Annotated in this window: 20 protein-coding genes; 6 read left to right on the forward strand and 14 right to left on the reverse strand. The window is 76.0% G+C overall.

The genetic code is table 11. The annotated features are described in order from the left end of the window. The first annotated feature begins 169 nt into the window (after nt 1-169). Nucleotides 170-2,455 (forward strand): arylsulfatase, encoded by a 2,286-nt coding sequence (locus J0910_RS19000; RefSeq protein WP_420159885.1) that lies wholly within the window; start codon nt 170-172, stop codon nt 2,453-2,455. Nucleotides 2,456-2,651: 196 nt separating this feature from the next. Here J0910_RS19000 and J0910_RS19005 read toward each other — a convergent pair whose 3' ends face one another. Continuing rightward, nucleotides 2,652-3,527 carry a bile acid:sodium symporter family protein gene (locus J0910_RS19005; RefSeq protein ID WP_420159886.1) on the reverse strand — a complete coding sequence of 292 codons (876 nt, stop codon included), beginning with the start codon at nt 3,525-3,527 and terminating at the stop codon, nt 2,652-2,654. 489 nt (nt 3,528-4,016) lie between these two features. On the opposite strand from J0910_RS19005, the gene J0910_RS19010 reads away from it, so the two are divergent. Next, on the forward strand, nt 4,017-4,472 hold the full coding sequence (locus J0910_RS19010) for a hypothetical protein (protein ID WP_420159887.1): 456 nt from the start codon (nt 4,017-4,019) through the stop codon (nt 4,470-4,472). A 207-nt stretch (nt 4,473-4,679) separates the two neighbouring features. Here J0910_RS19010 and J0910_RS19015 read toward each other — a convergent pair whose 3' ends face one another. The 4 genes from J0910_RS19015 to J0910_RS19030 form a co-directional block, all read right to left on the reverse strand. Further along, the gene (locus J0910_RS19015; RefSeq protein ID WP_420159888.1) at nt 4,680-5,429 is read right to left on the reverse strand and encodes a DUF3159 domain-containing protein; all 750 of its coding nucleotides are present in this window, start codon (nt 5,427-5,429) and stop codon (nt 4,680-4,682) included. Between the two features lie 163 nt (nt 5,430-5,592). Beyond that, nucleotides 5,593-5,787, reverse strand: a complete 195-nt coding sequence (locus tag J0910_RS19020; protein ID WP_420159889.1) for a DUF397 domain-containing protein — start codon at nt 5,785-5,787, stop codon at nt 5,593-5,595. Next, nucleotides 5,784-5,924 (reverse strand): DUF397 domain-containing protein, encoded by a 141-nt coding sequence (locus J0910_RS19025; RefSeq protein ID WP_420159890.1) that lies wholly within the window; start codon nt 5,922-5,924, stop codon nt 5,784-5,786. Before J0910_RS19025 ends, J0910_RS19020 begins: the two co-directional genes overlap by 4 nt. A gap of 68 nt (nt 5,925-5,992) precedes the next feature. Next, the gene (locus tag J0910_RS19030; protein WP_420159891.1) at nt 5,993-6,808 is read right to left on the reverse strand and encodes a helix-turn-helix domain-containing protein; all 816 of its coding nucleotides are present in this window, start codon (nt 6,806-6,808) and stop codon (nt 5,993-5,995) included. Between the two features lie 186 nt (nt 6,809-6,994). Between J0910_RS19030 and J0910_RS19035 the strand changes: the two genes are divergently transcribed. Continuing rightward, nucleotides 6,995-7,462 carry an ATP-binding protein gene (locus J0910_RS19035; protein ID WP_474646596.1) on the forward strand — a complete coding sequence of 156 codons (468 nt, stop codon included), beginning with the start codon at nt 6,995-6,997 and terminating at the stop codon, nt 7,460-7,462. A gap of 124 nt (nt 7,463-7,586) precedes the next feature. Here the strand turns inward: J0910_RS19035 and J0910_RS19040 are convergent, their stop codons facing one another. Further along, nucleotides 7,587-8,444: an NmrA family NAD(P)-binding protein gene (locus J0910_RS19040; protein WP_420159893.1), complete on the reverse strand. Its 858-nt coding sequence runs from the start codon at nt 8,442-8,444 to the stop codon at nt 7,587-7,589. A 45-nt stretch (nt 8,445-8,489) separates the two neighbouring features. Then, a complete protein-coding gene (locus J0910_RS19045; RefSeq protein ID WP_420159894.1) occupies nt 8,490-9,908 on the reverse strand; it encodes an MFS transporter in 1,419 nt (472 codons plus the stop codon). An 886-nt stretch (nt 9,909-10,794) separates the two neighbouring features. Between J0910_RS19045 and J0910_RS19050 the strand changes: the two genes are divergently transcribed. Further along, nucleotides 10,795-13,470 (forward strand): AAA family ATPase, encoded by a 2,676-nt coding sequence (locus J0910_RS19050; RefSeq protein ID WP_420159895.1) that lies wholly within the window; start codon nt 10,795-10,797, stop codon nt 13,468-13,470. Between the two features lie 464 nt (nt 13,471-13,934). Then, nucleotides 13,935-16,202 (forward strand): terpene synthase family protein, encoded by a 2,268-nt coding sequence (locus J0910_RS19055; RefSeq protein ID WP_420159896.1) that lies wholly within the window; start codon nt 13,935-13,937, stop codon nt 16,200-16,202. Nucleotides 16,203-16,308: 106 nt separating this feature from the next. Here J0910_RS19055 and J0910_RS19060 read toward each other — a convergent pair whose 3' ends face one another. The 4 genes from J0910_RS19060 to J0910_RS19075 form a co-directional block, all read right to left on the reverse strand. Continuing rightward, nucleotides 16,309-16,743 carry a hypothetical protein gene (locus J0910_RS19060; protein WP_420159897.1) on the reverse strand — a complete coding sequence of 145 codons (435 nt, stop codon included), beginning with the start codon at nt 16,741-16,743 and terminating at the stop codon, nt 16,309-16,311. Between the two features lie 171 nt (nt 16,744-16,914). After that, nucleotides 16,915-17,895, reverse strand: a complete 981-nt coding sequence (locus J0910_RS19065; RefSeq protein ID WP_420159898.1) for a mechanosensitive ion channel family protein — start codon at nt 17,893-17,895, stop codon at nt 16,915-16,917. Between the two features lie 230 nt (nt 17,896-18,125). Continuing rightward, nucleotides 18,126-18,431, reverse strand: coding sequence for a hypothetical protein (locus J0910_RS31320; protein ID WP_474646597.1), 306 nt, complete (start codon nt 18,429-18,431; stop codon nt 18,126-18,128). Between the two features lie 212 nt (nt 18,432-18,643). Further along, nucleotides 18,644-19,210: a TetR/AcrR family transcriptional regulator gene (locus tag J0910_RS19075; RefSeq protein WP_420159899.1), complete on the reverse strand. Its 567-nt coding sequence runs from the start codon at nt 19,208-19,210 to the stop codon at nt 18,644-18,646. A gap of 432 nt (nt 19,211-19,642) precedes the next feature. On the opposite strand from J0910_RS19075, the gene J0910_RS19080 reads away from it, so the two are divergent. After that, on the forward strand, nt 19,643-21,679 hold the full coding sequence (locus tag J0910_RS19080) for a BCCT family transporter (protein ID WP_420159900.1): 2,037 nt from the start codon (nt 19,643-19,645) through the stop codon (nt 21,677-21,679). A 115-nt stretch (nt 21,680-21,794) separates the two neighbouring features. On the opposite strand, the gene J0910_RS19085 is transcribed toward J0910_RS19080, so the two are convergent. Genes J0910_RS19085 through J0910_RS19095 form a run of 3 tightly spaced genes read right to left on the reverse strand, consistent with a single transcriptional unit; the run spans nt 21,795 to nt 26,223 of the window. Continuing rightward, nucleotides 21,795-23,477, reverse strand: a complete 1,683-nt coding sequence (locus J0910_RS19085) for an ABC transporter ATP-binding protein (RefSeq protein ID WP_420159901.1) — start codon at nt 23,475-23,477, stop codon at nt 21,795-21,797. Then, the gene (locus J0910_RS19090; protein WP_420159902.1) at nt 23,474-25,138 is read right to left on the reverse strand and encodes an ATP-binding cassette domain-containing protein; all 1,665 of its coding nucleotides are present in this window, start codon (nt 25,136-25,138) and stop codon (nt 23,474-23,476) included. The genes J0910_RS19085 and J0910_RS19090 overlap by 4 nt, the downstream gene beginning before the upstream one ends. Beyond that, nucleotides 25,135-26,223 carry a nitroreductase family protein gene (locus J0910_RS19095; RefSeq protein WP_420159903.1) on the reverse strand — a complete coding sequence of 363 codons (1,089 nt, stop codon included), beginning with the start codon at nt 26,221-26,223 and terminating at the stop codon, nt 25,135-25,137. Before J0910_RS19095 ends, J0910_RS19090 begins: the two co-directional genes overlap by 4 nt. Nucleotide 26,224: the final 1 nt, after the last annotated feature.

The following is a 26,224-nucleotide window of genomic DNA, read 5'->3' on the forward strand; positions in this document are numbered from 1 at the left end:
CCGCCCGCCCCGCTCAGGGTGCCCGGTTCCGCGGAGGGCTCCCGCCGGGGGGTGTCCCGACCATTAAAGCGTGTGTTTTAATCGGCCGCCAGAGCAGGCTCCGCACCCGGACGCCGGCGTGCCGGTGCGGCCGGAGCGGCGGCGCGGCCGGCGAGAGGAGACGAACGCCATGGCCCACCCCCCGCCCAGGAGGCCGCCCTCCCCCGGAGAGCCCGGCCGGGACCGCCTCGAGTACCCCCCGCTCCCCCGCCCCCGGGACGGCGCCCCCGACGTGGTCGTCATCGTCCTCGACGACCTGGGGTTCGCCCAGACCTCGGTCTACGGCTCGGACATCGCCACCCCGAACATCGACCGGCTCGCCGCGGGCGGCCTGGCGTACAACCGGTTCCACGTCACCGGCATGTGCTCGCCCACCCGCGCCAGCCTGCTCACCGGCCGCAACCACCACGCGGTCGGCATGGGCTTCCTGGTCGACCTGCCCATCGCCCACCCGGGGTACAACGCGCGCGTCCCGCCCTCGGCGGCGCCGCTGCCCCGCGTCCTCCGCGACGCCGGGTACTCGACCATGGCCGTCGGGAAGTGGCACCTGACCCCGCGCTGGGAGCGGTCCGCGTCCGGCCCCTTCGACCGCTGGCCGCTGGGGTTCGGCTTCGAGCGGTTCTACGGCTTCCTCCAGGGCGACGCCAACCACTGGGCGCCGTGGCCGGTCCGCGACAACCACTACACCGAGCCGCCCCGCGGCCCCGGGGAGGGCTACCACCTCAGCGAGGACCTGGTCGAGTCCGCCCGGCGGATGATCACCGACCAGCGGAACGCCGCTCCCGGCAAGCCGTACCTGCTCTACCTCGCCTTCGGCGCGATGCACGCCCCGCACCACGTGGCCCCCGCATGGACCGAGCCCTACCGCGGCCGGTTCGACCAGGGCTGGGAGCGCTGGCGGGAGGAGGTCTTCGCGCGCCAGACCGCCGCCGGGATCGTCCCCCGCGGCACGGAGCTGCCGCCGCGCCCGCCCTGGGTGCCCGAGTGGGACGCCCTCCCCGCCGAGGAGCGCCGCGTCCTCGCCCGCATGCAGGAGGTCTACGCCGGCTTCCTCACCCACACCGACGCCCAGATCGGGCGGCTCCTCGACTTCCTGGAGGAGGCGGGCCGGCTGGAGAACACCCTGGTCCTGCTCCTCTCCGACAACGGCGCCAGCGCCGAAGGGGGCGTGCAGGGCACCTCCAACGAGCACCGGTTCTCGTCCCGGATGGCCGACACCGCCGCCGACAACCGGGCGCACCTGGACGGCTGGGGCGGCCCGGACACCTACCCGCACTACGCCTGGGGCTGGGCGTGGGCCGGCAACACGCCGCTGCGCCTGTGGAAGCGGTACACCTGGCTCGGCGGCACCCGCGCCCCGCTGATCGCGCACTGGCCGCGCGGCATCGCCGGCCCCGGGCGGATCAGCGGCCAGGTGTGCCACGCGGTGGACCTGATGCCGACGGTCCTGCAGGCGTGCGGCGTCCCGGCCCCGGAGCGGGTGGACGGGGTGGAGCAGCGGCCGGCCGACGGCCGCAGCCTGCTCCCGACCTTCCGGGACCCCGGGGCGCCCGAGGAGCCGCGGACGCAGTACTTCGAACTGCTCGGCTCGCGGTCGATCGTGCACGGCGGCTGGAAGGCCACCACCGACCACGTCTCCCGGGGCGTCGCGGACGAGGAGCGGCTCCTGCTCGGCAGCCGCGACTTCGCCACCGACCGCTGGTCGCTGTTCCGCCTGGACGACGACTTCGCCGAGGCCCGGGACCTGGCCGACGACCACCCGGAGACCGTCGCCGAGCTGGAGCGGCGCTGGTTCGCCGAGGCGGAGCGGAACGGCGTGCTGCCGCTCAACGACGCCCTGCAGGACCGCCTCGCCGCGATGGTGCCGCCCGCGTACGGCATCCCGCAGCGGGGCCGCTACCTGCCCGGGGGCGGGCCCGTGCACGACGAGGCGCTCCCCCCGCTGTTCGGCGGGTTCACCCTCACCGCCGACGTGGAGGTGCCGGCCGGGGGCGCGGACGGCGTGCTGTGCGCGCTGGGCGACCGGACCGGGGGCTTCGTGCTGCACTGCGCCGGCGGGCGGCTCACCCTGGTCTGCTCCCGGGCCGGCGACCTCGACCGGGTGGCCGCCCCGGAGCCGCTGGAGCCGGGGCGGCGGAGCGCGGGCTTCGCCTACGACCCCCGGGCCGGGGAGTTCCGCCTGCTGCAGGACGGCCGGGCGGTGGCCTCGGTGCCGCTGGGCGGCGCCTTCCCCCTGGTCTTCCAGCACGGGGGCACCGGGCTGTGCATCGGCTACGACCGGGGGCTGCCCGTGGACGGGTCCTACCGCCCGCCGCACCCCTGGACCGGGACGGTCCACGAGGTGGTCGTCGACGCGTCCCCGGGGCGCCCCCGCGACGCGGCGGAGGAGGCGCGCATCGCGCTGCACGGCGACTGAGCCGCCCGGCGCGGGCTCCGTCCGATGGTCCCGGCCGGGAGCGTCGGACGGAGCGGGGCGCCCCGCCGGAGCCGCGCCGTGCGCGCGGGCGCCGGTTCCGGCCCCGGGGCCCTTCCACCGGCGGCCGGGGCCGGCGCGGAAGGCGCGGGCGGCCGCTCCGCCGGCCGGTCCGGGCGGCCCCGCTTGCCCTGCGCCCTCAGCCCCCCGCGTCCCGTCCGGCCGGCAGCGTCCTGCGCCCGTAGGCGGCAAGCACCAGGGCCGGGCCGAACATCACCGCGCCGTAGACCGCCGAGGGGACCGCGTAGGCGAAGTCCCCCAGCAGCGTGCCCCCGATGAGCATGCCGAGGGCCGCGTTCTTCATGCCCAGTTCCAGCGCGAGCGTGAGCCGGTCCCGCCGCGGGGCGCCGACCGCCGCGCCCAGCAGCCAGCCCAGCGCGGCGCCGCCGATGTTGAGCAGGACGACGACGAGGCCGGCCTGGCGGAGGTAGTCGGGGACGTCCTCGCGCAGGGCCAGCCCCACGCCGAGCACCATCAGCCCCAGCGCCGCCCCGGCGGCCAGCGAGAACGGCCGCTCGACGCGGGAGGCCAGCGCGGGCCGCCGGTACCGGACCGCCATGCCCAGCAGCACCGGGGCGACCACCGTGGCCAGCATCCGCCCCACGGTCTCCCCGGGCGGCGGCACCACCGCCCCGACGTCCTGCTCCAGCGCGAGCAGGGTCCACAGCGGGAGCGTCGCGACGGCGGCCAGGCTGGCGGCCACGGTCAGCACGACCGACAGGGCGACGTTGCCGCGCCCCAGGAAGGCGCAGAGGTTGGACATGGTGCCGCCGGGCAGGGCGGCCGCGATCACCAGCCCGACCGCGATCTCCGGGGGCGGCCGGAACAGGACCGCGAGCAGCAGCCCCAGGAGCGGCACGGCCACCAGCTGGCCGACCGAGCCCGCGGCGAGCGCGCGCGGCGAGCGCAGCTCCCGGCGGAAGTCCCCGGGCGTCAGGGTCAGCCCGATCCCGGTCATGATGATGAACAGCGCGATCGGCATGCCGACCCCGACGGCCAGGGACTCCTGGTCCACCTGCGGCTCCCCACTCCGGTGGGCCCGCGCCGCCGCCGTCCGTTCCCGGGCCGGCACGGGCCGAGTCGGACTCCGCCCCGGCCGCCGGAGCCGTCCGGTCGCCGCGGGCTCGCACCTCGGAGCTGGAGCGCCATGCTAGACCGCGCCCCGGCGGGCGGATAGGGGGCCTTCCGGCCGGGACCCGCCGCACGGCGGCGGCCGCCGGAGGCGCGCCGCCCCTGAACCGCGCCTCCCTCATCTGCGGTTTCGGGGGCGCCGCGACCGCCGACCGCCTCCCTGAGCGGGCGGCGCCGGGCCGTACCCCGGAAGAAGGGGGACGAAATGCGCGCGGCCGGTGACTCCCCGTGGCCACAGTGGGCCAGGCCCCCCTGTTGCGGATCGATCACCCTCTGCATCAGAGTCGGTGACCGAGGCCGCGGGGCGCGCCGCGCCCGCCAGGGCCTCCGCCCCGCCGGGACTCTTCGGCGACCCCCTTCGTTTGGAGGACGGATGGACTTCGACCCCGCCAGGCTCACGGCCTTCGAGCTCCGCAACGAGTACCAGACCCTGCGCCTCAAGGTGCGCCTCAACGACGAGAAGGACCCCGACACCGAGGACTTCCCCATCCAGACCACCCGCACCTACCAGGTCGTCTACCACGACGCGGACAACACCTCCATCCGCCTGGACGGCGCGGACATCCAGCAGCTGGACCTCAACGACGGCAGCGCCTCCGACGACATGAACATGCCCCGCAGCGGCGACAAGTACAACCCGGCGAACACCGTCCGCTACGTCGCGGGGCACGACGCCGCCGGCAACACCTGGCAGCTCGCCGACTTCACCAGCGGCGTCGTCGGCGACGGCCAGGACCACGACGGCATCGACTCCGGCCCTCCGGCGAAACTGACGACCACCGTCTCCGAGGACGGGACCCGGCTGCGGGTGACCATCGCACCGCAGTGAGGCGCCCGGTTCTCCGGGCCCGGTAGGGGGCCGGCATCTGCTCGGCACCGGGGATGAGGAGCATGTCGGCGTCGGTGAGGCGGGTGGGCCCGGTCATCGGAATCCCTCGCCGTGGCGGGGTCGTCGCCGGTCCGGGCCGCGGCCGCCGGTCGGCCCCGGCCGCCCGGTGCTCTGCCGGGGCCGGGGCGGATCTGCGCGGCGCGCGGTTCAGGCGGCGGGCGCGTCCTTCACCAGGCGCTTGGTGGTGCGGCGGAAGGCCCAGATGACGACCACCGCGGCCAGGGCCGTCAGCGGGAAGCCGGTCACCGTGTCGGCGATGGCCAGACCGGTGGTGGAGTCGGCGAGGTAGAGCCACTGGCGCACGGCGAACCGGCCCGCGAAGACCGCCGTCACCGTGAGGGTGGCCAGGTCGTGGGCGAGCAGGCTGGGGCGGTCGGCGCGCCAGCCGTGCCCGCCGCCGTGCATCGCGTTCCAGATGCTCCCGGTCAGCGGCCGGCGCACCAGCAGCGAGCCCAGGGTGAGCACCGCGCCCGCCAGGGACGCCCAGATCCCGATCAGGAAGAAGTCGTTGGCCGATCCGGTCCAGGCCGACACGGCTCCGGCGGCCGCGACGCCGAACACGCCGCCCATCGCCGTCATGAAGGCCTCGCCGCGCCACATCCGGAACACCGCCAGTGCCCCGGCCGCGGCGAGGGCGACCCCGATCGCCACCGGCAGCGCGACGAACGGCACCGCCGCCGCGAACCCCACCACCGGCAGCGCGGAGTAGACCATCCCGGAGGGCCCGCCCATCCCGTCGAGCATGGCCCGCTTGATGTCGACGGGCTGCCCGGCCGCGGCGCCTGCGCCGCCGGCCCCGCCGGTGCGGTCGTCGGTCTCGGTCACTGCGTCCTCCCAGGGGGTGTGCGGGCCGGCGGTGCTCTGCGGTTCGGTGCGGTCGCGCTGGGTCGTGGCCATGCTCTGATTCCAGCAGCGGGCGCCCCTGACCGGCAGGGCGGCCGCGTCACCTCCGCGCCGTGACGTTTCCACCGCGGAGGCATGACGTGGTGTCACTGGCGGCCCGGAACACGGCGGGCCCCCTCGCCGGACGCGGCGAGGGGGCCCGAGGGAAGAGCGGGGGTCAGGGGCGGTCGGACTTCACCCCGCGCAGGAACGCCGCCCACTCCCCGGACGGGAAGGAGAGGTGGCCGAGGCCGCGATTCTGCGTGTCGCGGACGGCCGCTCCGCGCTCAGGGACCGGGGCGAACTCCACGCACGCTCCACCGGTGTCGTTGCTGTGGCTGGACTTGCGCCAGTTCAGGCCGGGGGCCGTCATTCGAACTCTCCGCGATCGGACTTCACCCCGCGCAGAAACGCCGACCACTCCCCGGACGGGAAGGAGAGGTGGCCGAGGCCGCGATTCTGCGTGTCGCGCACCCCCACCCCATTGCTTTCCAGGTAGGACGCTTCCACGCATTCACCACCAGTGCTATTACTGTAGCTCGACTTCCCCCAACCAGGGGAGAATGAAATTCCCTCACTCATTTAAATTCCTTCCAGACATCAGAAATCAAACGCCGCGACAGGCTGAGAGGAAGCGCCGCACCTTGCAGGTTCGCGAAATGGCGCAGATAGTCGTTCACCATCTCGCTTTGCTGTGTGGCGTCTCCCGTCCTCCGAGTCTCCACCCAGAGAAGTGACCCTCCGTCGATCTCGTAGAGAACGAAGTCGTTGGAAAGGCCGGGGTGCCCCACGGTGTCGAAGGGGATCACCTGGAACTGAACCACAGGGTAGGGGCCATCGGTCACTGCGAGCAGGCGGTCGAGCTGGTCCCGCATGACCGAGTCTCCCCCGACGGGGCGCCTCAGAGCCATCTCGTCCACCACGACGAGCAGGCGCGGCGGATCGTCTCCCGTGAGAAGCGCCTGACGGTCGATGCGCGCGGCGGCCAGCTGCTCGATGCGGGACTGCGGCTCGGCGGGGAGCCCGGAGCGGAGCAGGGCCCGAGAGTAGTCCAGGGTCTGAAGCAGGCCGGGGATGAACAGGGCCGCATACTGCCGAATTTCCTTCGCGGCCCTCTCCCGGGCGGCGGCCTCGCGAAACCAGGGCGGCAGCACCTCGACCCTGGCGGACCCGTCCCAGGCTCCTTCCAAGATTTTTTTAGTGCCGAGAGCCCTGTCGATCTTCACTATATGCGACCGTTTTATCCCCCGTTGTCCGCGCTCCATTGCACTCAACATGGAGCCGGATATGCCGGTCGCCTCAGATAGATCATCCAGGGAGAGCCCGGCTTTCTCCCGCTCAGCGCGGATCTGCTTGCCCAGCCGCGACCATCGCGCACTCTCCTGACTCACCATAGCCACACTCAACCACCAGGCAGCCACTCCTGTCCACACCCAATTAGTGGCGACTGTCGAACTTCGTGAAAGTTATGGCTGGTCAGCGCCTTGTAGCGACAGTGTGGCCAAACACGAAAGCGACCCTGCCGGTGAGCACACACCGCCAGGGCCTCGCCCCCGACCTGAGGAAGCCAGGTGAGGACCGTGAAGAACACTAGCGCCCGACTCACCCCGCACAACCACTTTCCGCAACATTCCGCCGTATTCCGGTGCAGTCTGCCGGGAAAGCGCGCCTATGTGGCCCGGGCCCGGAACTGGGCCGCCGCGGTCATCGACCAGCGCACCGACGCCGGACCCGAGACCGCCCACGCCGCCGAGCTGCTGGTCAGCGAGGCGGTCACCAACGCCATCCTGCACACCGCCACCGGCGCCCCCGGCGGGAGCTTCACCGTCGTGCTCAGGACCTCCCCCGGCGCCGTGCGCGTCGAGGTGCACGACGCCGGGGGTGCCGCCACCGCGCCCCGCCCCCTCTCCCCGCTCCCCGACTCCGAGCACGGGCGCGGAGTCGCCCTGATGGCCGCCTTGGCCCAGGAGTGGGGCGTCCTCTCCGGCCACCGCCTCCGGGGCGTCTACTTCGTGCTGCACACCCGCCCCGCCGGGGCGGGCCGGTGAGCCGGGTGCGCCGCCCCCGGGCGGGAGCCGGCTGACAGCGGCGCCGAAAAGAAGGGCCTCCCATGGCCGTGCGGCCCCGCCGGAGTCCTCCGGTGGGGCCGCACGGCCGGTGGGGGCCGGTCCGTCAGGCCGGGGCGAACGCGGCCGCGTAGTCGCGGGCGAAGTCGGCGATGTCGCGCGCCGGGCGCCCGGTGAGGTCGGCGACCGAGGTGTGCACTTCGGCGGCCTCGCCCCTGGCGTAGTGGGCGTAGTCCTCGACGAGGCCGTCGAGCTGCCACTGCGGGAGGACGCCGGCCAGCGCGGCGGTGAACTGCTCGGCGGGCGCGTCGCGGAAGGCGACGTCCCGCCCGGTGGCGGCGGAGAGCGCCTCCGCCATCTCCGCGTGGGTCACCGCGCGGGGCCCGGTCAGCGTGTAGGTGCGGCCGGTGTGCCCGGTTTCGGCCAGCACCGCCGCGGCGGCCTCCGCGATGTCCCTGGTGTCGATGGCGCTGACCGCGGCGCCGCCGATGGGGGCGGCGAACCAGCCCTGCGCGATGGTGCCGGAGAAGGCGAGCAGCCCCTGCATGTAGAGGTTGGGGCGGAGCACCGTGTGGTCGAGGCCAAGCCGCCGCACGTGCGCTTCGACCTCGGCGTGCCAGCGCAGGAACCGCACCGGCGAGTCGGTGTGCGCCGCGTACTGCGAGAGCAGCACCAGCCGGTCCACCCCGGCCTCGCGGGCGAGGTCGGCGAAGCGGATCTGCAGGGCGGCGGCGTCCTCCGCCGAAGGGCTGTTCAGGAAGGCCGCGTCGACGCCTTTCAGCGCGTCGGCGACCGCCTCCGGGTCGTTCAGGTCGGCGACGGCCCTCTCCGTGCCGGGGACGGCGCGGTCGGCGGGGCCGCGGACCATCGCGCGGACCGCGATGCCGCGCGCCTGCAGTGCGGGGACCAGTGCGGATCCGATGGTCCCGGTCGCTCCGGTCACGAGTACGGTCGGGGTGTCCATGGCGGTGGTTCCTTTCTGCCGATACCGGCTGGGTGGTCGTGCGGGTCAGTGCGCGTCCGCGCCGGCGCGGGGCCGCCGCGTCCGGGCGCCGGGGAGGAGCACCAGGGCCAGGGCGATGAGGACGAGCCCGGCCTCGCCGAGGAACGCGACGGTGAAGTCGATGTCTCCGCGGGCTCCGCCGGCGCCGATGGCGAGCCCGGCGAGGGCGGCGAGCCCGACCGCGCCGCCCAGCTGCTGCGCGGCGTTGACCAGCCCGCTGAGCAGCCCTGATTCGCCTTCCGCGCCGTCCCGTACCGCCATCGCGATGGCGTTGACGAGGCTGAGGCCCAGGCCGGTGCCGATCAGCAGGAAGGCGCCCAGCAGGCCGGCGGAGAAGCCGCCGGTCGCCGGGTCCAGCAGCAGCCAGAGGAAGCCGGCGAGCAGCAGGGCGAGGCCGGCCGGGAGCGCGCGGTGCAGCCCGATGCGCTTGGCCAGCAGCGGCGCGGCGGCGCTGCCCGCGATGATCGTCCCGGCGATGGGGATCTGGCTCAGCCCGGCCGCCGACACGGTCATCCCGAGCACTTCCTGCTGGTAGAGGGGGAGGAAGAAGAAGAGGCAGACCATCGCGGCGCCGAGCAGCAGCACCACCGCGCTCGCCGTGACCACCGGCCTGCTGCGGAAGACGCGGAGCGGGACCAGGGGGTGGGTGGAGCGGTGCTCGGCGACCGCGAACGCGGTGAGGGAGGCGGCGCCGAGCGCGAGGCCGGCGACGGTGCCGGGGGCGCCCCATCCGGCTTCGGCGGCGGAGATCATGCCGAGCGCGAGGGCGGAGATCCCGGTGGTGATGGTGGCGGCGCCGATCAGGTCGAACCGGCCGGGCCGCCCCGGGACCGCCGGCACCGAGCGCCACACCGCGATCGCGCTGGCGATGCCGATCGGCACCGGGGTCCAGAACACCGACTGCCAGCCCAGCATCCCGGTCAGCGTGCCGCCGAGGAAGACGCCGAAGAGGCTGCCGGCCCCCGCCACCGCGCCCCAGAGGCCCATCGCGCGGGTGCGCTCGGCCGGGGAGGGGTGCAGGGCGAGCACCAGCGCGAGCGCGGACGGCACCACGACCGCGGCCCCGATGCCCTGCCCGATCCGCCCGGCGATCAGCATCGGCCCGCTGGCGGCCAGCGCGCAGAAGGCCGAGGCCGCGAGGTAGACGGCCATCCCGGTGAGGAAGACCCGCCGGCCGCCCAGCACGTCGGCGAGGCGTCCGCCGAGCAGCAGCAGGCCGGCGAAGGCGACCAGGTAGGCGTTGACGACGACGGCGAGCTCGGCGGCGCTGAGGCCGAGGCCCTCGCGGATCGCCAGCCCGGCGAGGTTGACCATCGAGCTGTCGAGAATGACCAGGAACATGGAGGTCGCCAGGCCGGCCACCGCCGCGCCCCGCGGTATCCGCGGTCGGGCGGGCACCGCTTCGGGTGCGGTTTCACTGCTCATCGCTGCATCCTCCGTCGGGGCTTCGGTTCCGCGTTCCGGCGGCGGGGCACCGGGGCCGTCCCGTTCCGCCGTGTTCCGACGATCGCGCGGAAGCGCCCCCGCTCGCGTCGGTGAGAATCACCTACTCCCGCGCGGCGCCGCCTACCCCGGCCCCGTCCGGCCCGCCCGCCCCCGGAGCGGGTCTCCGGCACGCGCCGCGCCGCCGGGCTCCGGGCCGCCGCGCGTGCGCCGGGAGCGCCGGCCGGACCGGGCGGGGCCGGCTCCCGCCCCCGTCCGCGGTCCTCTGTCCACAGGCCGGAGAACCGCCCTGTCGGCGGCCCGCCCGGATCCCTACCGTCGGGGGCATGGACACGATCTCTCCGCCCGCGCCCTCCTGCTCCCCCGCCGGCCCCGCTCCCGAACCGGGAGCGGTCCGGTCGGGTGCGCCCCGCCCCCGACCGGACCGCCTCCGGGCGGGGGGGCGGGGCCCGGGGGAACGCCGCGCGGCCCTCCCCCTCCGCCCGGCCGCCGGGAGGTACCGCCCCGGACCGCGCGCCGCCGCCCGGCGGGGTACGGCCGCTCCGCCGCCCTGGCCTGCGGCCGCCCTCCGCCCCGACCGGGGCGCATGCCCTCCACCGGCGAGCCGTGCGGAACCCCGGGCACGGAGAAGGCGTCCCGGAGCGGCACCGCCCGCACCCCCTCCGTACCGCCGCCTTCCCCTGGGCCGCCGCCCGGAGGGAAGGCCTCCAGGGCCGGGCGGTCGCCGGGAGGGGGCGGCGGTCCCGGCATCGGCACGGGGGCGGGAGCGGCGGGCCGGGCCCCCGGGTCCGGCCGCGGCCGACCCGCCCTCGGCACCGCCCCGTCCCGGCGCGGTGCGGCGGTGCCGGGCGCGCATAGGGTCGGTGCCATGTCCACGACGTCCCCCCGCCCACTCGTCGGCCGGCGCGAAGAGACCGACCGGCTCCTCGCCCTCCTCGGCTCCGCGGAGCGGGGGCGGGGCGGCGCGCTCGTCCTCCGCGGCGAGCCGGGCATCGGCAAGAGCGCCCTGCTGGACCACTTGGAGCGCGCGGCCCCGGAGGGGTTCCGGATCATCCGCGCCTCCGGGGCGGAGTTCGAGGCGGAGCTGGCGTTCGCGGCGCTGCACCAGCTGTGCGTGCCGGTGCTGGACCGCATCGACGGCCTGTCGGCGCCCTACCGCGACCCCCTCCTGGTCGCGTTCGGGCTGGCCGGCGGCGCACCGGACCCGTTCCGCACCGGCCTGGCCGCGCTGGAGCTGCTGGCGGCCGCCGCCGCGGAGCGCCCGCTGCTGTGCATCGTCGATGACGCGCACTGGATGGACGCCGCCTCGGCGCGGGCGCTGACCTTCCTGGCCAGGCGCATCTCGGCGGAGCCGATCGCGATGGTGTTCGCCGCCCGCGACCGGGACGCCGCCCACGGGCTGGACGGGCTTCCCGGGCTGGCGGTCGGCGGCCTGGGCGACGCGCACGCGCGCGAGCTGCTGGCCGGGGAGAGGACCGCGACGCTCGACGAGCGGGTGCGCGACCGCCTCCTCGCCGAGGCGCGGGGGAACCCGCTGGCCCTGATCGAGCTGCCGAAGGCCGGCGGCTTCGCGCTGCCGACGCCGTCGCCGGTCGCGGGCCGGATCGAGCGGAGCTTCCAGACCAGGATGGCGGGGCTCCCCGCGGAGGCGCGGCGGCTGCTCATCCTCGCGAGCGCCGACCCCACCGGCGACCCGGGCCTGCTCTGGGAGGCGGCCCGGCGGCTGGGCATCGACATGCCCGCCGCGAGCGCCGCCGCCGAGGCGTCCGGGCTGGTGCGCTTCGACACGCGGGCGCGGTTCTGCCACCCGCTGGCGCGCTCGGCCGCCTACCGCGCGGCCGAGCCGGAGCCGCGCCGCGCGGCGCACCGGGCGCTGGCCGGGGCCACCGACGCGGCGGCCGCACCGGACCGGCGGGCCTGGCACCGCGCCCAGGCCACCGCCGGGCCGGACGAGGAGGTCGCGGCGGAGCTGGAGTCGTCGGCGTCGCGCGCGCAGGCGCGCGGGGGCGTGGCGGCCGCCGCCGCGTTCCTGCAGCGGGCGGCGGCGCTCTCGCTCGACCCCGGGAAGCGGACCGAGCGCACGCTCGCGGCCGCGCGGGCCACCCTGGAGGCGGGCCTGCCGGACGCGGCGGCCGACCTGCTGGCCGGGATCGACACCGAGGTGCTGGACGACGGCCGGCGCGCCTCGGTCGACCTGCTGCGCGGGCAGGTCGCGTTCGTCGGCGACCCGGACGGGGCCGCCAGCGGCCCCGGGTTCATCCTGCGGGCGGCGCAGCGGCTCGCCGCCGGCGATCCGGAGCGGTCGCGCGCCTGCTTCGTGGCGGCGCTGGAGATGGGGCTGGTCGTGAGCAGGGCCGCCGGGGTGGCGGAGCGGGTGCTCGACGCGGCCCGCTCGGCGCCGCCGGCACCGGAGCCGGACCTCCTCGACGCGCTGGTGCTGCTGCGCACCGAGGGGCACCGCGCGGCCGTGCCGGCGCTGCGCCGGGCGCTCGCCGCCGGCGGCGCCGGGTGGACCCGGGTGCCGGCGCTGGCCACGGTGCTCGCGGGCGAGCTGTGGGACATGGACCTGCACGCGGCGGTCCTGGAGTGGCTGGTGCGGACCGGGCGGGAGACCGGGTCGCCGATCACCGTCCGGCTCGGCCTGTCGCAGGAGGCGCTGTCGGCGGCGCTCACCGGCGACTTCGGCCGGGCGATGGCCGCGATCGCCGAGGAGGAGGCGATCGCCGACGCCCTCGGCGACGTGCCGCAGCTGTACCCGAGGGTGCAGCTGGCGGCGATGCGCGGCCGCCGCGCGGAGGCGCTCGATCTGTTCGCCGAGGCGGAGAGGCGGGGCACCGGCCAGCTGGCCGCCCGCCCCCACCTGCCCGCGGCCGTGCTCCACAACGGCCTGGCCGAGTACCCGGCGGCGCTGGAGGCGGCCCGGCTCGCCGCGGAGGACGGCGGCCTCTACTCCGCGGGCACCGCCCTGCCCGAGCTGGTGGAGGCCGCGGTGCGGTGCGGCGAGGACGCCGTCGCGGCGTCGGCGCTGGAGTCCCTGCTGGAGCGCACGGAGCCGTCGGGCACCGGCTACGCCCTCGGGGTCGCGGCGGGCGCGCGGGCGCTGGTCGGCGGCGCGGAGGACGACTACCGGGAGGCCATCGGGCACCTGTCCGGCACCCCGCTGCTGCCGGACCTCGCCCGAGCGCACCTGCGGTACGGGGAGTGGCTGCGCCGTGCGGGCCGCCGCCGCGACGCTCGCGAGCAGCTGCGCACCGCGCACGAGCGGCTGTCGGACATCGGGATGGAGGCGTTCGCCCTGCGGGCCGCGAACGAGCTGCGCGCCACCGGGGAGGCGGCCCGCAGCCGCTCCGAGCACGCCCGCGACCGGCTGACCATGCAGGAGCTGCACATCGCCCGCCAGGTCGCGACGGGGGCGACGTCGAAGGAGGTGGCCGCGCACCTGTTCCTCAGCCCGCGCACGGTCGACGCCCACCTGCGCAGCATCTTCCGCAAGCTCGGCATCACCTCGCGCAGGCGGCTCCGGGACATGCCCGGCCTGGAGTGAGGCGGGCGGCGTCCGGGCGCGGCCGCCTCCCCGCCGCGGGGCGCCACCGGGCTCGGCCCGCCTCCACCGGCCCCGGGAGCACCGCTCCCCGGGCCGGTGCGGCACGCGGGAGGGGCGGACGGACCGGAGTCCTTCCGCGCCCTCCGCCCGATCCGCCGGCGACCGGGAAGAGCCCGGGAAAGGCGCCTCTGGAGACGGGGAAGAGCGGACGCGGGAGGGCCGGGCCTCGGGGCGTCCTGCGATGGCCCCGGCCGTGTTCCGGTGCGCCGCGGCCTCCCTGCGGGCCGCCGGCCCGGCCGGGACGCGCTCCCGGGTGCGAGCGGCCGCCGCCCCGGACCACCGGTCGGGGGGGTCCCCGGGGGCGGCCGCCCGCGATTCCCGGAAACCCCCGCGAGCGACCGGTTGCGACACTTAGACTACGCAGCGTACGAATCCGGCCGGCACAGAGGAGCAGGCACACTCACATGGCGTCCTTCACGCTGCCCGACTTCTACCTCCCGCACCCCGCCCGGCTCAATCCGAACCTGGAGCGCTCGCGCGCGCACAGCACGGACTGGGCCCGGCGGACGGGCATGCTCGACGCCCCGGCGCCCCGAGGGGGCACCGTCTGGGACGAGGCCGGGCTGGCGGGCATGGACTACGCGCTGATGTGCGCCTACACCCACCCCGACTGCGACGGTCCCATGCTGGACCTGATCACCGACTGGTACGTGTGGGTGTTCTTCTTCGACGACGACTTCCTGGAGCGGTTCAAGCACACCCGCGACCGCGCCGGGGCCCGGGAGCACCTGGACCGCCTGGAGCTGTTCATGGCAGCGGAGGGGCGGGAGGCGCCCGAGCCGCGCAACCCCGCCGAGGCCGGCCTGGACGACCTGTGGCGGCGCACCGTCCCGCTGATGTCGGAGGGGTGGCGGCGGCGCTTCACCCGGAGCACGCACAACCTCATGGCGGAGTCGATGTGGGAGCTCGACTACATCGAGCGCGGCCACGTGGCCAACCCGATCGAGTACGTGCAGATGCGGCGCAGGGTCGGGGGCGCGCCGTGGTCGGCCGGCCTGGTGGAGTGCGCGGTCGGTGCCGAGGTGCCCGAGGCGATCGCCGGGACCCGGCCGATGCGGGTCCTCTCCGACGCCTTCTCCGACGCCGTGCACCTCCGCAACGACCTGTTCTCCTATGAGCGCGAGGTGGAGGAGGAGGGGGAGAACTCCAACGCCGTGCTGGTCTTCGAGCGGTTCCTCGGCTGCTCCGTCCAGGAGGCGGCGGACCTGGTCAACGAGCTGCTGACGTCCCGGCTGCTGCAGTTCGAGGACACCGCGGCGAACGAGGTCGCGCCGCTGCTCGCCGAGTACGCCGTCCCGCCGGCCGAGCAGGCCGGCGTGGCCGCCTACGTCAAGGGCCTCCAGGACTGGCAGTCGGGCGGGCACGAGTGGCACGCCCGCTCCAGCCGGTACATGAACGGCGGCGGCGCCGCGCCCGCACCGGGCGGCCTCCCCGGTCCGGGCGCCGCGGTGGGCGGGGCGGCCTCGGTGGTCTCCTCTCCGGCGCCGCGGCGGCGGGCCCGGCAGCACTCCGTGCGCCTGTTCGAGCCGGTGGGGCACCTGCCGCTGCCCGAGATCCACATGCCCTACGCCTTCCCCACCAGTCCGCACCTGGAGGCGGCGCGCACGCACTGCCTGGACTGGGCGGAGGAGATGGGCATGTTCGACGCGATGACCGGCGTGCCGTTCGCCAGTGTGTGGAGCAGGGAGCGGATGGCCGGCATCGACCTCCCGCACTGCGCGGCGATGATCCACGCCGAGGCCGGCGTCGAGCAGCTCTTCCTCTCCTCCGACTGGCTGGCCTGGGGCACCTACGGCGACGACGTCTACCCGGTGGTGTTCGGCGCCGGCCGCAGCCTCGCCGCGGCCAAGGCCTACGACGAGCGGCTGGCGCTGTTCATGCCGATCGACCTGGGCGACGTGCCGGAGCCGGCCGACCCGCTGGAGCGCGGCCTGGACGACCTGTGGCGCCGCACGGCGGGCCCGATGCCGGAGCCGGCCCGCCGGCGATTCCGCGACGCGGTGCGGGCGATGACCGCCAGCTGGCTGTGGGAGCTGGACAACCAGATCCGGCACCGGGTGCCCGACCCCGTGGACTACGTGGAGATGCGGCGGCAGACGTTCGGCTCCGACATGACCATCTCCCTGGCGCGGCTGGCGCGCTGGGACGAGGTGCCGCAGGAGGTCTACCGGAGCCGGGTGATGCACGAGCTGTCGACCGCGGCGCAGGACTACGCGGCCTTCGTCAACGACCTGCACTCCTACCAGAAGGAGGTCGAGTTCGAGGGCGAGTTCCACAACATCGTCGCGGTGCTGGAGAACTTCCTGGACGTGGACCGGATGCGGGCCCGCGACATCGCCAACGACCTGATGACGGCGCGGATGGAGCAGTTCGAGTACCTGGTCGAGCACGGGCTGCCGGAGCTGTTCGAGGAGTACGGCCTCGACGACACCGCGCGCGAGGCGCTGACCCGCCAGGCCGACGAGCTCAAGGACTGGATGTCGGGGATCCTGGAGTGGCACCGCAAGTGCGTGCGCTACCAGGAGGCCGAGCTGCGCCGCAGCCGCGCCCGCGACGCCTCCGCCCTGGTGTCCGGCCCCACCGGCCTGGGCACGTCGGCCGCGCGGCTCGCCTCGTCGCTGCGGGCGCGGCGCGGGAGCGGCGCCGGGACGCCCTCCGGCGCCCCTTCGTGACGCGGCCGCCCCGGGCCCCCGGTGCGGGGCGGGGCGGCGGCCCCGCCCCGCTCCCCGCGTTCCCGCCCGGCCTCCGCGCCCGGCGCGGGGGCCGGGCGGCGCGCCGCTACTGCTCGGCGCACCACTCGCCGTCCTCGAACAGCGCGGTGAAGCCCGACTCCGTGCCTCCCGGGCCGGTGATCACCGCGGAGGACGAGCCTTCGGTGTCGAAGTGGACGCTCACCAGCTCCCAGGTCCGGTCGGGCCCGGAGTAGATCGAGTAGATCGTCGACTCCCCGCCGCACGCCATCCCGTCGGCGGCGCCCTGGTCCTCGTCGTTCACCGCCGCGACGTAGTCCTCGGCGAAGGCCCGGAGCGACTCCTCGTCGGCCTGCGTCGGTTCCGGCTCGGAGGACGGGCCGCCGCTCTCCGGGCCGGAGCCCGGCTCCTCCGCGTCCCCGTCCGCTCCGGAGCAGGCCGCGCCGGACAGCAGCAGCCCGGCGACCGGGAGCACCGCCCACCCGGACCACCGGAACGGGGATCTTCCACTCGAACGGGACATCGCTCTTCCTTCCACCCGCCTCGGACCGTCCCCAGAACACTAGAGGGCGCCCTCGGGGAGAGGAGGGGTCGATGCCGGAAAAGCGGACGGCCCGGCCCCTGGGGGACCGGGCCTCCCGGCGGGCGGGGAGCGCGGACGGGGCGGCGGGGCCGGAGGCCCCGCCGCGATGCCCTAGGAGGCCGGGGCCCCGCCCGCCTCGGCGCCCTCGGCGCGCATCCAGACGGTGCGCTGGGGGAAGGGGATCTCGATGCCCGAAGCGTCGAGGGACTCCTTGACCCGGCGGCGCAGCTCGCGGGTGACGCCCCACTGCTCCAGCGGAGCGGTCCGGACGGCCATCCGGACGAGGACGCCGTCGGCGTCCAGGGACTGCACGCCCCAGATCGCCGGCTCCTCCAGCAGGATCCCCTCGAACGCCGGGTCCTTGTGCAGGTTCCGGCCGGTCTCCTCCAGGACGGTGTAGACCTTCTCCAGGTCGGACTCGTAGGCCACGGAGACGTCGAGGACGGCCCGGGCCCAGTCCTGGCTGTCGTTGCGGACCCGGAGGATCTCGCCGTTGCGGATGTGCCACAGGCCGCCGTTGAGGTCGCGGACCTGGGTCAGCCGCAGGCCCACGTTCTCCACCGTGCCGACCGCCTCGCCCAGGTCGACGGAGTCGCCGACGCCGTACTGGTCCTCGACCATGATGAGCATGCCGGCCAGGTAGTCGGCGACGAGGCTCTGGGCGCCGAAGCCGATCGCCAGGCCGACCACGCCCGCGCTGGCCAGCAGCGGGCCGAGGGCGATGCCGACCTGGTCGAGGACCATCGCCAGGGCCGTCACCGCGATGACGATGGTCACGAAGCTGCTGAGCACCGAGCCGATGGTGCGGGCCCGCTGCTGGCGCCGCTCGGCGGCCCGGGAGGAGTCGCGCTGCAGGACCGCGGGGCCGCGCGGGGACCGGCGCCGCTCACCCTCCCCCTCGGAGGGCTGCAGGATGCGCTCCACGATGCGCGCGATCGCGCGCTTGGCCACGGCCCGCACGATGAACGCGCCCAGGACGATCAGCAGGATCCGCAGCGGAACGCCCACCAGCAGCCCCGCGTTGGCCCCGACCCAGTCGGGGACGGCGGCCGCCTGGTCTGCGGCGCTACTGCTCAGCACTTCGGAGGACACGGGCGATGCTCCACTCCACTCGACGGATGACCGGGGAAGACGGTACGTGCGGTGCTCGGCGCGGGTCAAAGCGGCCGGGGCGGCACGGCGGTGGAGCGGGAGTCCGCGCGGGGCGGCCGCGGGCGGCCGGTGAGGGGGCGGGAGCCCCGAACCACCGGTGGGCGGCGCCGGAATCCCCCGGGCCGCGGCGTTGACGGCGGCCTCCTTGCCGCGCAGCTCGCGGACGAGGATCAGGGGCGCCCCCTCCGCCGCCGGCTCCGTCGCGGCGCAGGTCCGCAGGTCGAGGACCGCGCGCGGGTGACCATGGTGGAGAGGTTCGCGATGGCGCCCCCGCCCCTCCCGCAGGGTTCACGGAGTCCGCGCCGATGTCGCGGAGGCGCCGCCTCCGCTCCTCCGGTCCGCCGTCGACCTGCCGGCCGTTGGCCGCCGTCCAGCCGAGGTGGATCTCCTATGATCCGGCCGACGTCCATCCGGCCGGGCACGCCCAGCGGGTTGAGCACGATCTCGACCGGGGTGCCGTCCTCCATGAACGGCATGTCCTCCTGCAGCAGGATCTTGGCGATGACGCCCTTGTTCCCATGCCGGCCGGCTTGTCCGGATCGCTGATGGGAGAGGCCCGCCCCGGGCGATGATCTTGACGTTGCGGGGGCATCAGGGCGCCCTGATGGCCCCGCAACGTCAAGATCATCGGGGGAGGGGCGGGGAGGCGGGTGTTCTTCTGCGCCCGCCGCCTTTTCCCGCCAGCGATCTAGGCGAGCAGCCCCCGGGCGATCTCGCGGGCTTCGAGCAGCAGCCCCTTGCCGTGCACGCCCTGGTGGGCGAAGGCCCCTTCGAGGAGCAGGAAGAGGTGGCGCGCCAGGCGGCGCGCCTCCCCCGCGGAGGGGCGCTCCTCGGCGATGAGCTCGCCGATCCGCTCCTCGATGGAGCGCTTGTGGTAGCGGATGATGGCGTACGCCGGGTGGTCCGCCGGCAGCTCGGCCGCCGCGTTGAGGAAGGCGCACCCGCGGGTGACGGTCCGGGCGTCCTCGGCGTAGACGTCGAAGAAGGCCAGGGCGCGGGGCGGTTCCGCGGCGGCGGTGCGCTCCTCCAGCCGCCGCCACCACTCCCGGTGGCGGGCGTCCAGGTAGGCGGCGACCAGGGCGTCCTTGGAACCGAAGTTGTTGTAGAGGGTGCGCTTGGTCACCCCGGACTCGGCGGCGATGGTGTCCACGCCCACCGCGTGGATGCCCCGGTCGTAGAAGAGGTCGGAGGCCACTTCGAGGATCCGCCGCGCACCGCGGGTCAGGTCGTGAACGGTCGCCGTCTCGCGCTGCACGCTCTCCACCTTGACTTTCACAGGTCTGTATAACTAGCCTGGGCCCGCACTATACAGATCAGTGTAGGGGTGCTGCGCCGGAAGGGCCCGGGCGCGCGTCCGGAGTTCCGCCGGGGCCGCGGCGGGCTCCGCGGCCGCCGCACGGCGCCGGCGCGGCCCGCCGGGCGCGTGCGCCGCGGCCGACCGTCCCTCCCCCGGTCCCCTCCCAGGGCCCGGCGGGAGCGCGTTCGCGCCGGCCGGCGCACCTGCGGTGAACCCTCCCGCCGAAGCGCGCGCCCACCGGACACCCCTGCCGGCGGTACCCCCGCCGGGGAGGCCGGCCTGGCCGATCCGCCAGGCCGGCCTCCCCGGCGTTCTGCTGTGCGCCGGTCCCGCCGCGCCGGGCCGCCCGGCGCGGCTGATCGCCATATCGCCTATGAGCAAGGAGAGTACGTGGCTTCCCCAGCCGACACAGGACCGAGACCGAACCCCCTGGCAGCAGCCTGGCGCAGCCTCTCCAAGCCGGTCTTCCTGCCGGCTCTGCTGATCATCCTCACCGCGCTGGCGGCCGCCACCTGGTACGGGGCCGCCTACGGCGACGACGCCGCGACCGCCTTCACCGGCTTGCGGAACCGCATCGGCGAGACGATCGGCTGGTGGTACGTCCTGGTCGTCACCGGGTTCCTGATCTTCGCGTTCTGGGCCGCGCTGTCCAAGGTGGGCAGGATCCGCCTCGGGCGGGACGACGAAGGGCCGGAGTTCTCGCTGTTCTCCTGGTTCGCCATGCTGTTCTCCGCCGGCATGGGCATCGGACTCGTCTTCTGGGGCGTGGCCGAGCCGCTGACCCACCTGACGGCGCCGCCGGCGATCTCCGGCCTGGAGCCGGGGAGCCCGGAGGCCGGGCGCGCCGCCATCGGGCACGCCCTGTTCCACTGGGGGCTGCACGCCTGGGGCATCTACGTCGTGGTCGGCCTCGGGCTGGCCTACATGTCCTTCCGCCGCGGCCGCCCGCTGTCGGTCCGCTGGCTGCTCGAACCGGTCTTCGGCCGCAAGCTCATCGAGTCCTGGGTCGGCCACGCCATCGACGTCTTCGCCATCGTCGGCACCATCTTCGGCGTCGCCACCTCGCTGGGGCAGGGCGCCCTGCAGATCCAGGCCGGCCTGGCCCACCTGGGCTGGTTCGACCCCTCCAGCACCCTGCTCGTGGGGCTGGTGGTGCTGGTCACCGGCGTGGGCACCATCTCGGTGATCACCGGCCTGAACAAGGGCCTGCGCTGGCTCTCCAACGCCAACATGACGATGGCCGCCCTGCTGGCGCTCTGCGTCCTGCTGGTCGGGCCGACCGTCTTCCTGCTCCGGTCCCTGGTGCAGAACACCGGCGAGTACATCCAGGTGCTCCCGGAGCTGATGTTCGTCACCGGTGCCGGCGCCGGCGACGAGTGGACGCTGAACTGGACCCTGTTCAACCAGGGCTGGTTCCTCAGCTGGGCGCCGTTCGTGGGCATGTTCATCGCCCGCATCTCCCGCGGCCGCACCATCCGCGAGTTCATCCTCGGCGTGATGCTGGCGCCCACGGCCATCGCGGTCATCTGGTTCACCGTCTTCGGCAGCACCGGGGTCCTCTACCAGCTGCGGGACGGCTCGATGGTCGGCGCGGACGGCTCCATCGACACCGACACCACGCTGTTCCTCCTCTTCGAGAACCTGCCGGGGGGCGGCCTCCTCGCCGCCGGGCTGTCGGTGATCGCGATCGCGGTGATCGTGCTGTTCTTCGTGACCTCCGCCGACTCCTGCGCCCTGGTCGTCGACGTCCTCTCGCACGGGGGCCGCACCGAGACGCCGCGGGCCACCCGCGTGTTCTGGGCCGTGGTCCTCGGCCTGGCCGGCGCCCTGCTGCTGCTCGCCGGGGGCGAGGCCGCGCTCACCGTGCTGCAGGTCAGCTCGATCGTCGGCGCGGCTCCGCTCTCCGTCGTCTACGCGCTCGCGGTGGTCGCCCTGGTGCGGATGTTCCGCTACGAGACGGCGACCATGCCCCGCTACGTGAGCATCCGCCCGCAGGCCACCCCGTCCGCGCTGGTCTCGACCGCGCGCCGGGAGGCCGACAACGAGGAGGAGCTGCAGCGCAACCTCCGCGACCTGCTGAGGGCGCAGAGCAGCGGCGCCCGGCCGCGCGGCCCCCTCAAGAGCGCCTCCGCCGCGCTCGGCGGCCTCGACGCCGGCGCGGGCCTGGAGCCGGCCGCCGCGCCCGCGGTGAACGGCGCGGACTCCGCCACCGTGCTGGCCGTCCACGACATCCCGGCGCATGCCGTCACCGTGGACACCGGCACCGGCACCATCCAGTGGGACGAGGAGTCCCACCTCCAGGACCCCATCGCGGGCGAGGTGTTCGACACCCCCGAGTTCACCGCCTCGGCCGCCGGGGCCGAGTACGAGTCGGAGAGGCTGCTGGAGAAGTACGCCCCGGAGGGCTCCTCGGAGGGCGGCCGCTGAGCGGGCCGGGCGGGGCGCCGAACCCCGTGTGAGGCGGGGGCGCTCCCGGGACCGGTCCCGGGGGCGCCCCCGGCGCCTCCGCGGGGGCGCCCGGTCCGCACCGGGCCCCGGCCGGTCAGAGGAGGCCGGGGGCCCGGTCCCGGGGGGCGGGGGCGGTGATGTCGATGACGTGTCCGCAGCGCGCGAGGGTCTCGCCGCGGTGCGAGGAGATGAGCACGGTGCCGTCGAAGCCGGCGATGGCGTCGGAGACCGCCTGCTCGGTGGCGGGGTCGAGGCTGGCGGTCACCTCGTCGACGAGGAGGACCCGGGGGCGGCGGACGAGGGCGCGGGCGAGGCAGAGGCGGGCCCGCTGGCCGCCGGAGAGGCGCACCCCATCCTCGCCGAGGTCGTCGTCGAGGCCGATCCAGTCGGCGGCGCCGACCTGTTCGAGCACGGCGGCCAGGTCGCCGTCGGGGCGCGGTTCGGCGCCGCGGAGGAGGTTGTCGCGGACGGTGCCGTGGAACAGCGTGGCGTCCTGGTCGACCAGGGCGACCGCGCGGCGCAGGGACGCGTCGTCGATGTCGGTGAGGGGGACGCCCCCGCCGTCGGCGGCGACGAGTTCGACGGCGCCGGACGCGGGGTCCCAGAGGCGGGCGGCGAGTGCGATGACGGTACTCTTGCCCGCCCCGGAGGGGCCGGCGAGGCCGGCGTGCTCGCCGGGGGCGATCTCGGCGGACCAGGAGGCGAGGACCGGCGGCCGGCCGTCGTAGGCGAAGGAGACGTCCCGGAACCGGAGCCCGAGCGGCCCGTCGGGCGGCCGCCGCGGGGCGCGCGGGGCGGCCGTCACCGGGGGGCGGCCGATGCCGGCGGCGACGCGGTCGGCGGCGGCGACGAGGGGGTGCAGCCGGGTGAGCGTGGTGGTCGCCTCGGTGACCGCGGCGACCCCGGTGACCGCCAGCGCCACGAGGGCGGGCAGGACGGCCGGGGAGGGCCCCGCGCCGGCGCCGCCGGTGAGCACCCCCGCGGCGGCGGCGATGACGCCGATGACCACGGCGGTGACGATGAGCTCCCGGACCGCGTCCACCAGCTGCGCCAGCAGTTCCCGGCGGCGCGTGATCGCGGCGGCGCGCCCGGTGGCGGCGTCGGTGTCGGCGATGATGCGGGGGGCCAGCCGGTAGGCGAGCACCTCGCGGAGGGCGCCGAGCGCGTCGACGATCCGGGCGGACAGCGCCGACCGCTCGTGCTGCTCCTGCTCGCCCAGGCGCCGCGCCGTCCGCGCCCAGTACAGCGAGGTCGTGGCGATGGCCGCGCTGCCGGCGAGCATGACGGCCGCGGCCTCCGGGAGGAGGGCGCCCGCGGTGGCCGCGGCGGCGAGGAAGACGGTGGCCGAGGCGCCGAGCTGGGCGATGGTGTGGGCGTAGAAGAACTCGAGCTTCTCGATGTCGCCCATGGCGACGGCGGCCGCGCGCCCGGAGTGCTCGCGGCGGCGCCCGGGGACGCTGCGCGCGTAGGCGTCGAACAGCGCCATCCGGAGCCGGGCCAGGACCCGGTAGGCCAGGGCGTGGGAGACGTCCATCTCGCGCCAGGTCAGGACGGTGCGGAGCAGGACGAGGACGAGGACGGCGATCCACCAGGCCGGTCCGGGCGGCGTCCGCTCGGCGACGGCGTGGCCGACCGCCCACGCGGTGAGCACGGTGAGGGCGGCCAGGGCGAGGGCGCTGGCGGTGCCGACCAGGTAGCTCCAGAGCATCCCGCGCCACTCGGGGCGCAGGGCCGGCAGCAGGGCGCGGAGGGTCCGCAGTGCGGAGGCGGTGTTCACGGGGCGCTCTTCTCCAGCCGCCCGGCGCCCAGGCGCAGCACGTCGGGGACGCCGGCGAGCGTCTCGGGGCGGTGGCTGATCATGATGACGATGCGGTCGCGGGCGACGCGGTGGAGCGTCTGGACCACCTCCGCGGCGCGGGCCGCGTCCAGGGCGCTGGTCGGCTCGTCGACGAGGAGGACCGGGCGCCGCGCGAGGAGGGCCCGGGCGAGGGCGAGGCGCTGGCGCTGCCCGCCCGACAGGTCGGCGCCCGCTTCGGCGACCTCGGTGTCGAACCGGTGCGGAAGGCCTTGGATCTCGTCGAGGATCCCGGCCGCCCGGCACGCCTCGGCGATGTCGGGCTCCTCCGCGGCCCCGGCGGCGGTGAGGTTGTCCCGGACGGTCCCGGCGAAGAGCACCGGGCGCTGGGAGACCACCGCGATGTCGTCGGGGCGCACCGGGCGGCCGTCGAGGGTGATGCGGCCGGTGTCCGGGGTGAGGAGGCCGAGCAGGAGGTCGAAGAGGGTGGACTTGCCCGCGCCGGACTCTCCGACGATCGCGGTGAGCGTTCCGCGCCGGGCGGTCAGGGTGAGGCCGCTGAGCACGTCGCCGCGGGCACCGGGGTAGCGGAAGCCCAGGTCCGAGACGCTCAGTACCTCCGCGCGGCCGCCCGCGGCCCCCGGGCGCGGCGCGGGGCCCCCGGGGCCGGGCGCCGGGGCGTCCCGCCCGGTTCCGGGGGCGAAGGCGCCGATCCGGGCGAGGCCGGGGACGGCGGTGAGCCCGAGGAACCCGGAGTGCCAGTGCCGGGAGAGGTCCCGGATCGGTCGGAACGCCTCGGAGGCGAGCAGGAGGACCAGGTAGACCTCGACGGCGGGGGCCTGCCCGGTGGCGGCGTGGCCGATGGCCGCGATCGCCGCGGCCGCGATGCCCCCCTGGACGGCGAGGTCGACCACGGCGGTCTCGGCGAGGGAGGCCCGCATGACGCGCTCGGTGGCGCGGCGCAGCGCCTCGGACCGGGCGTCCAGCCGCCCCCGGGTCCCGGGCACGTCGCCGAGGGTGCGCAGGGCCGCCATGCCGCGCAGGGATTCGAGCAGGTCGGCGCTGAGGGCCTCGTAGCCGTCCCAGTGGTCGAGCCCGCGCCGGGCCGTCATCCGCTTCCAGGCCATGGGCCCCAGCAGCGCCAGCACGACCCCCGCCGCGACGGACAGCGCCGCCGCCGGGGAGAGGGGCAGCAGCAGGGCCGCGACGAGCGGGCAGGCGATCAGCACCTGCGCGACGGCGGGGACGTACTTCGAGACGTAGGCGTCGGTCCCGTCGATGCCGTCGCTCAGGCCGGCCCGCGTCGAGCCGTCCCGGGCGGCGGTGTCGTGCAGCCGCTCGGGCGCCAGCGCGGCCCGCATCGCGCGGCGGCGGAGGGCCTGCCGGACGCGGCCGCCCAGCCCCGCGGCGGCGGAGGTCTGGGCCAGGGAGAGCAGCATCCGCGCCAGTGCGAGCGCGACGATCAGCGACAGCCCGGCGAGCACGTCCTGCGGGTGCCCGCGCAGCGCCGCCGACATCGACCAGGCGATGGCCGCGGCCTGGCCGAGGTGGGTGGAGAAGACGAGCACCAGCAGCGCGGTGCTCCACGCCAGCGCCGCGGGGAAGCGGGCCGCCTCCCGCCAGAGCTCGCGGACGATCATCATGGTGCGCTCCCCTCCGCCGTGCCCGGCAGCATCGCCAGGGCGTGCACGATCCAGCGGCCCCGGGCCGCGCTGAAGCCGGACACCGGGCGGCAGCGCCACCGCCCCGACAGGGCGCCCGCGTAGCACAGGCCGGCCGCGGCCCGGTGGGCCCGCCACAGCGCGCCGGCGACGGCGGCGGCCGGGGCGTCCGCCGGGACGGACCACGCCTCCAGGCGGTGGGCCCCAAGGACCCACGCCTGCCCGGACGCCGCCGCGGCGTGCCCGGTTCCGGGTGCGGGCGGCCGGCGCCGGGCCTCGGCGGCGAACTCGCCGATGGCCGGCGACCGGCGGGCGGCGAGGGCGGCGCGGCGCTCGGGGTCCGGTGTCCACGCCGCCGGCAGCTCGACGGCCGCGAGCGGGATCTCCGGGGCGAGGCCGTGCCCGAGCCAGCGCTCGTGCTCGGCGGCGCGGGGCACGCCGAGCAGCCTGCGCAGCGGTGCGCCCGGCCCGAGCCGGGTCCGGGCGGGGTCCGCGCGGACCAGGAACTCCGCGGCGGCGAGCGCGTAGGCGGTGTCGGCGATCCACAGCGGCCAGGCCCGGTGCCGGTAGCGGCCGAAGCTGCGGCCCGGCTGCACGGTCAGGACCAGGTGGGTCCCCGCCCCGTGCCCGCCGGCGGGGCCGGTGTCCCAGCCCGCGGCCCGCTCGGCGCCGGCGTCGCGGCGGAGCAGCGCGCCCTGCTCGTGGTCGTAGACGTACCGCCCCTCTTCCAGGGCGCCGCCGGGGCCGGCGACCAGGTGGGTCTGGACCGGGTAGGCGCCGCCGGCGGAGGGCACCGGGCGCCTGCGGACGCCGGTGGCGGTCCCGTCGGGGCGGCGGTGGTACCCGTCGCCGGACCAGAGGCCGGTGAGCAGGTCCCGCTCGCGGTCGGGGGCGGCCGTGCGGGCGGCGCCGAGGGCGCGCCACCGGTTGGCCCGGGGCCCCGGCGGGAGCGCCGGGCCCGGGGGTTCGGCGGTGAGTGCGCGGGCCAGGGCGGGGGGAAGGCCGGGCGGGTCGGGGCGGCGGTGCGGTCGGCGGGCCGGGGCGGCCGGGTGGTCTGCGGAGAGCAAC

Origin of the sequence: Nocardiopsis oceanisediminis (genome assembly GCF_048595525.1) — a bacterium.
Classification (GTDB): Bacteria; Actinomycetota; Actinomycetes; order Streptosporangiales; family Streptosporangiaceae; genus Nocardiopsis_A; species Nocardiopsis_A oceanisediminis.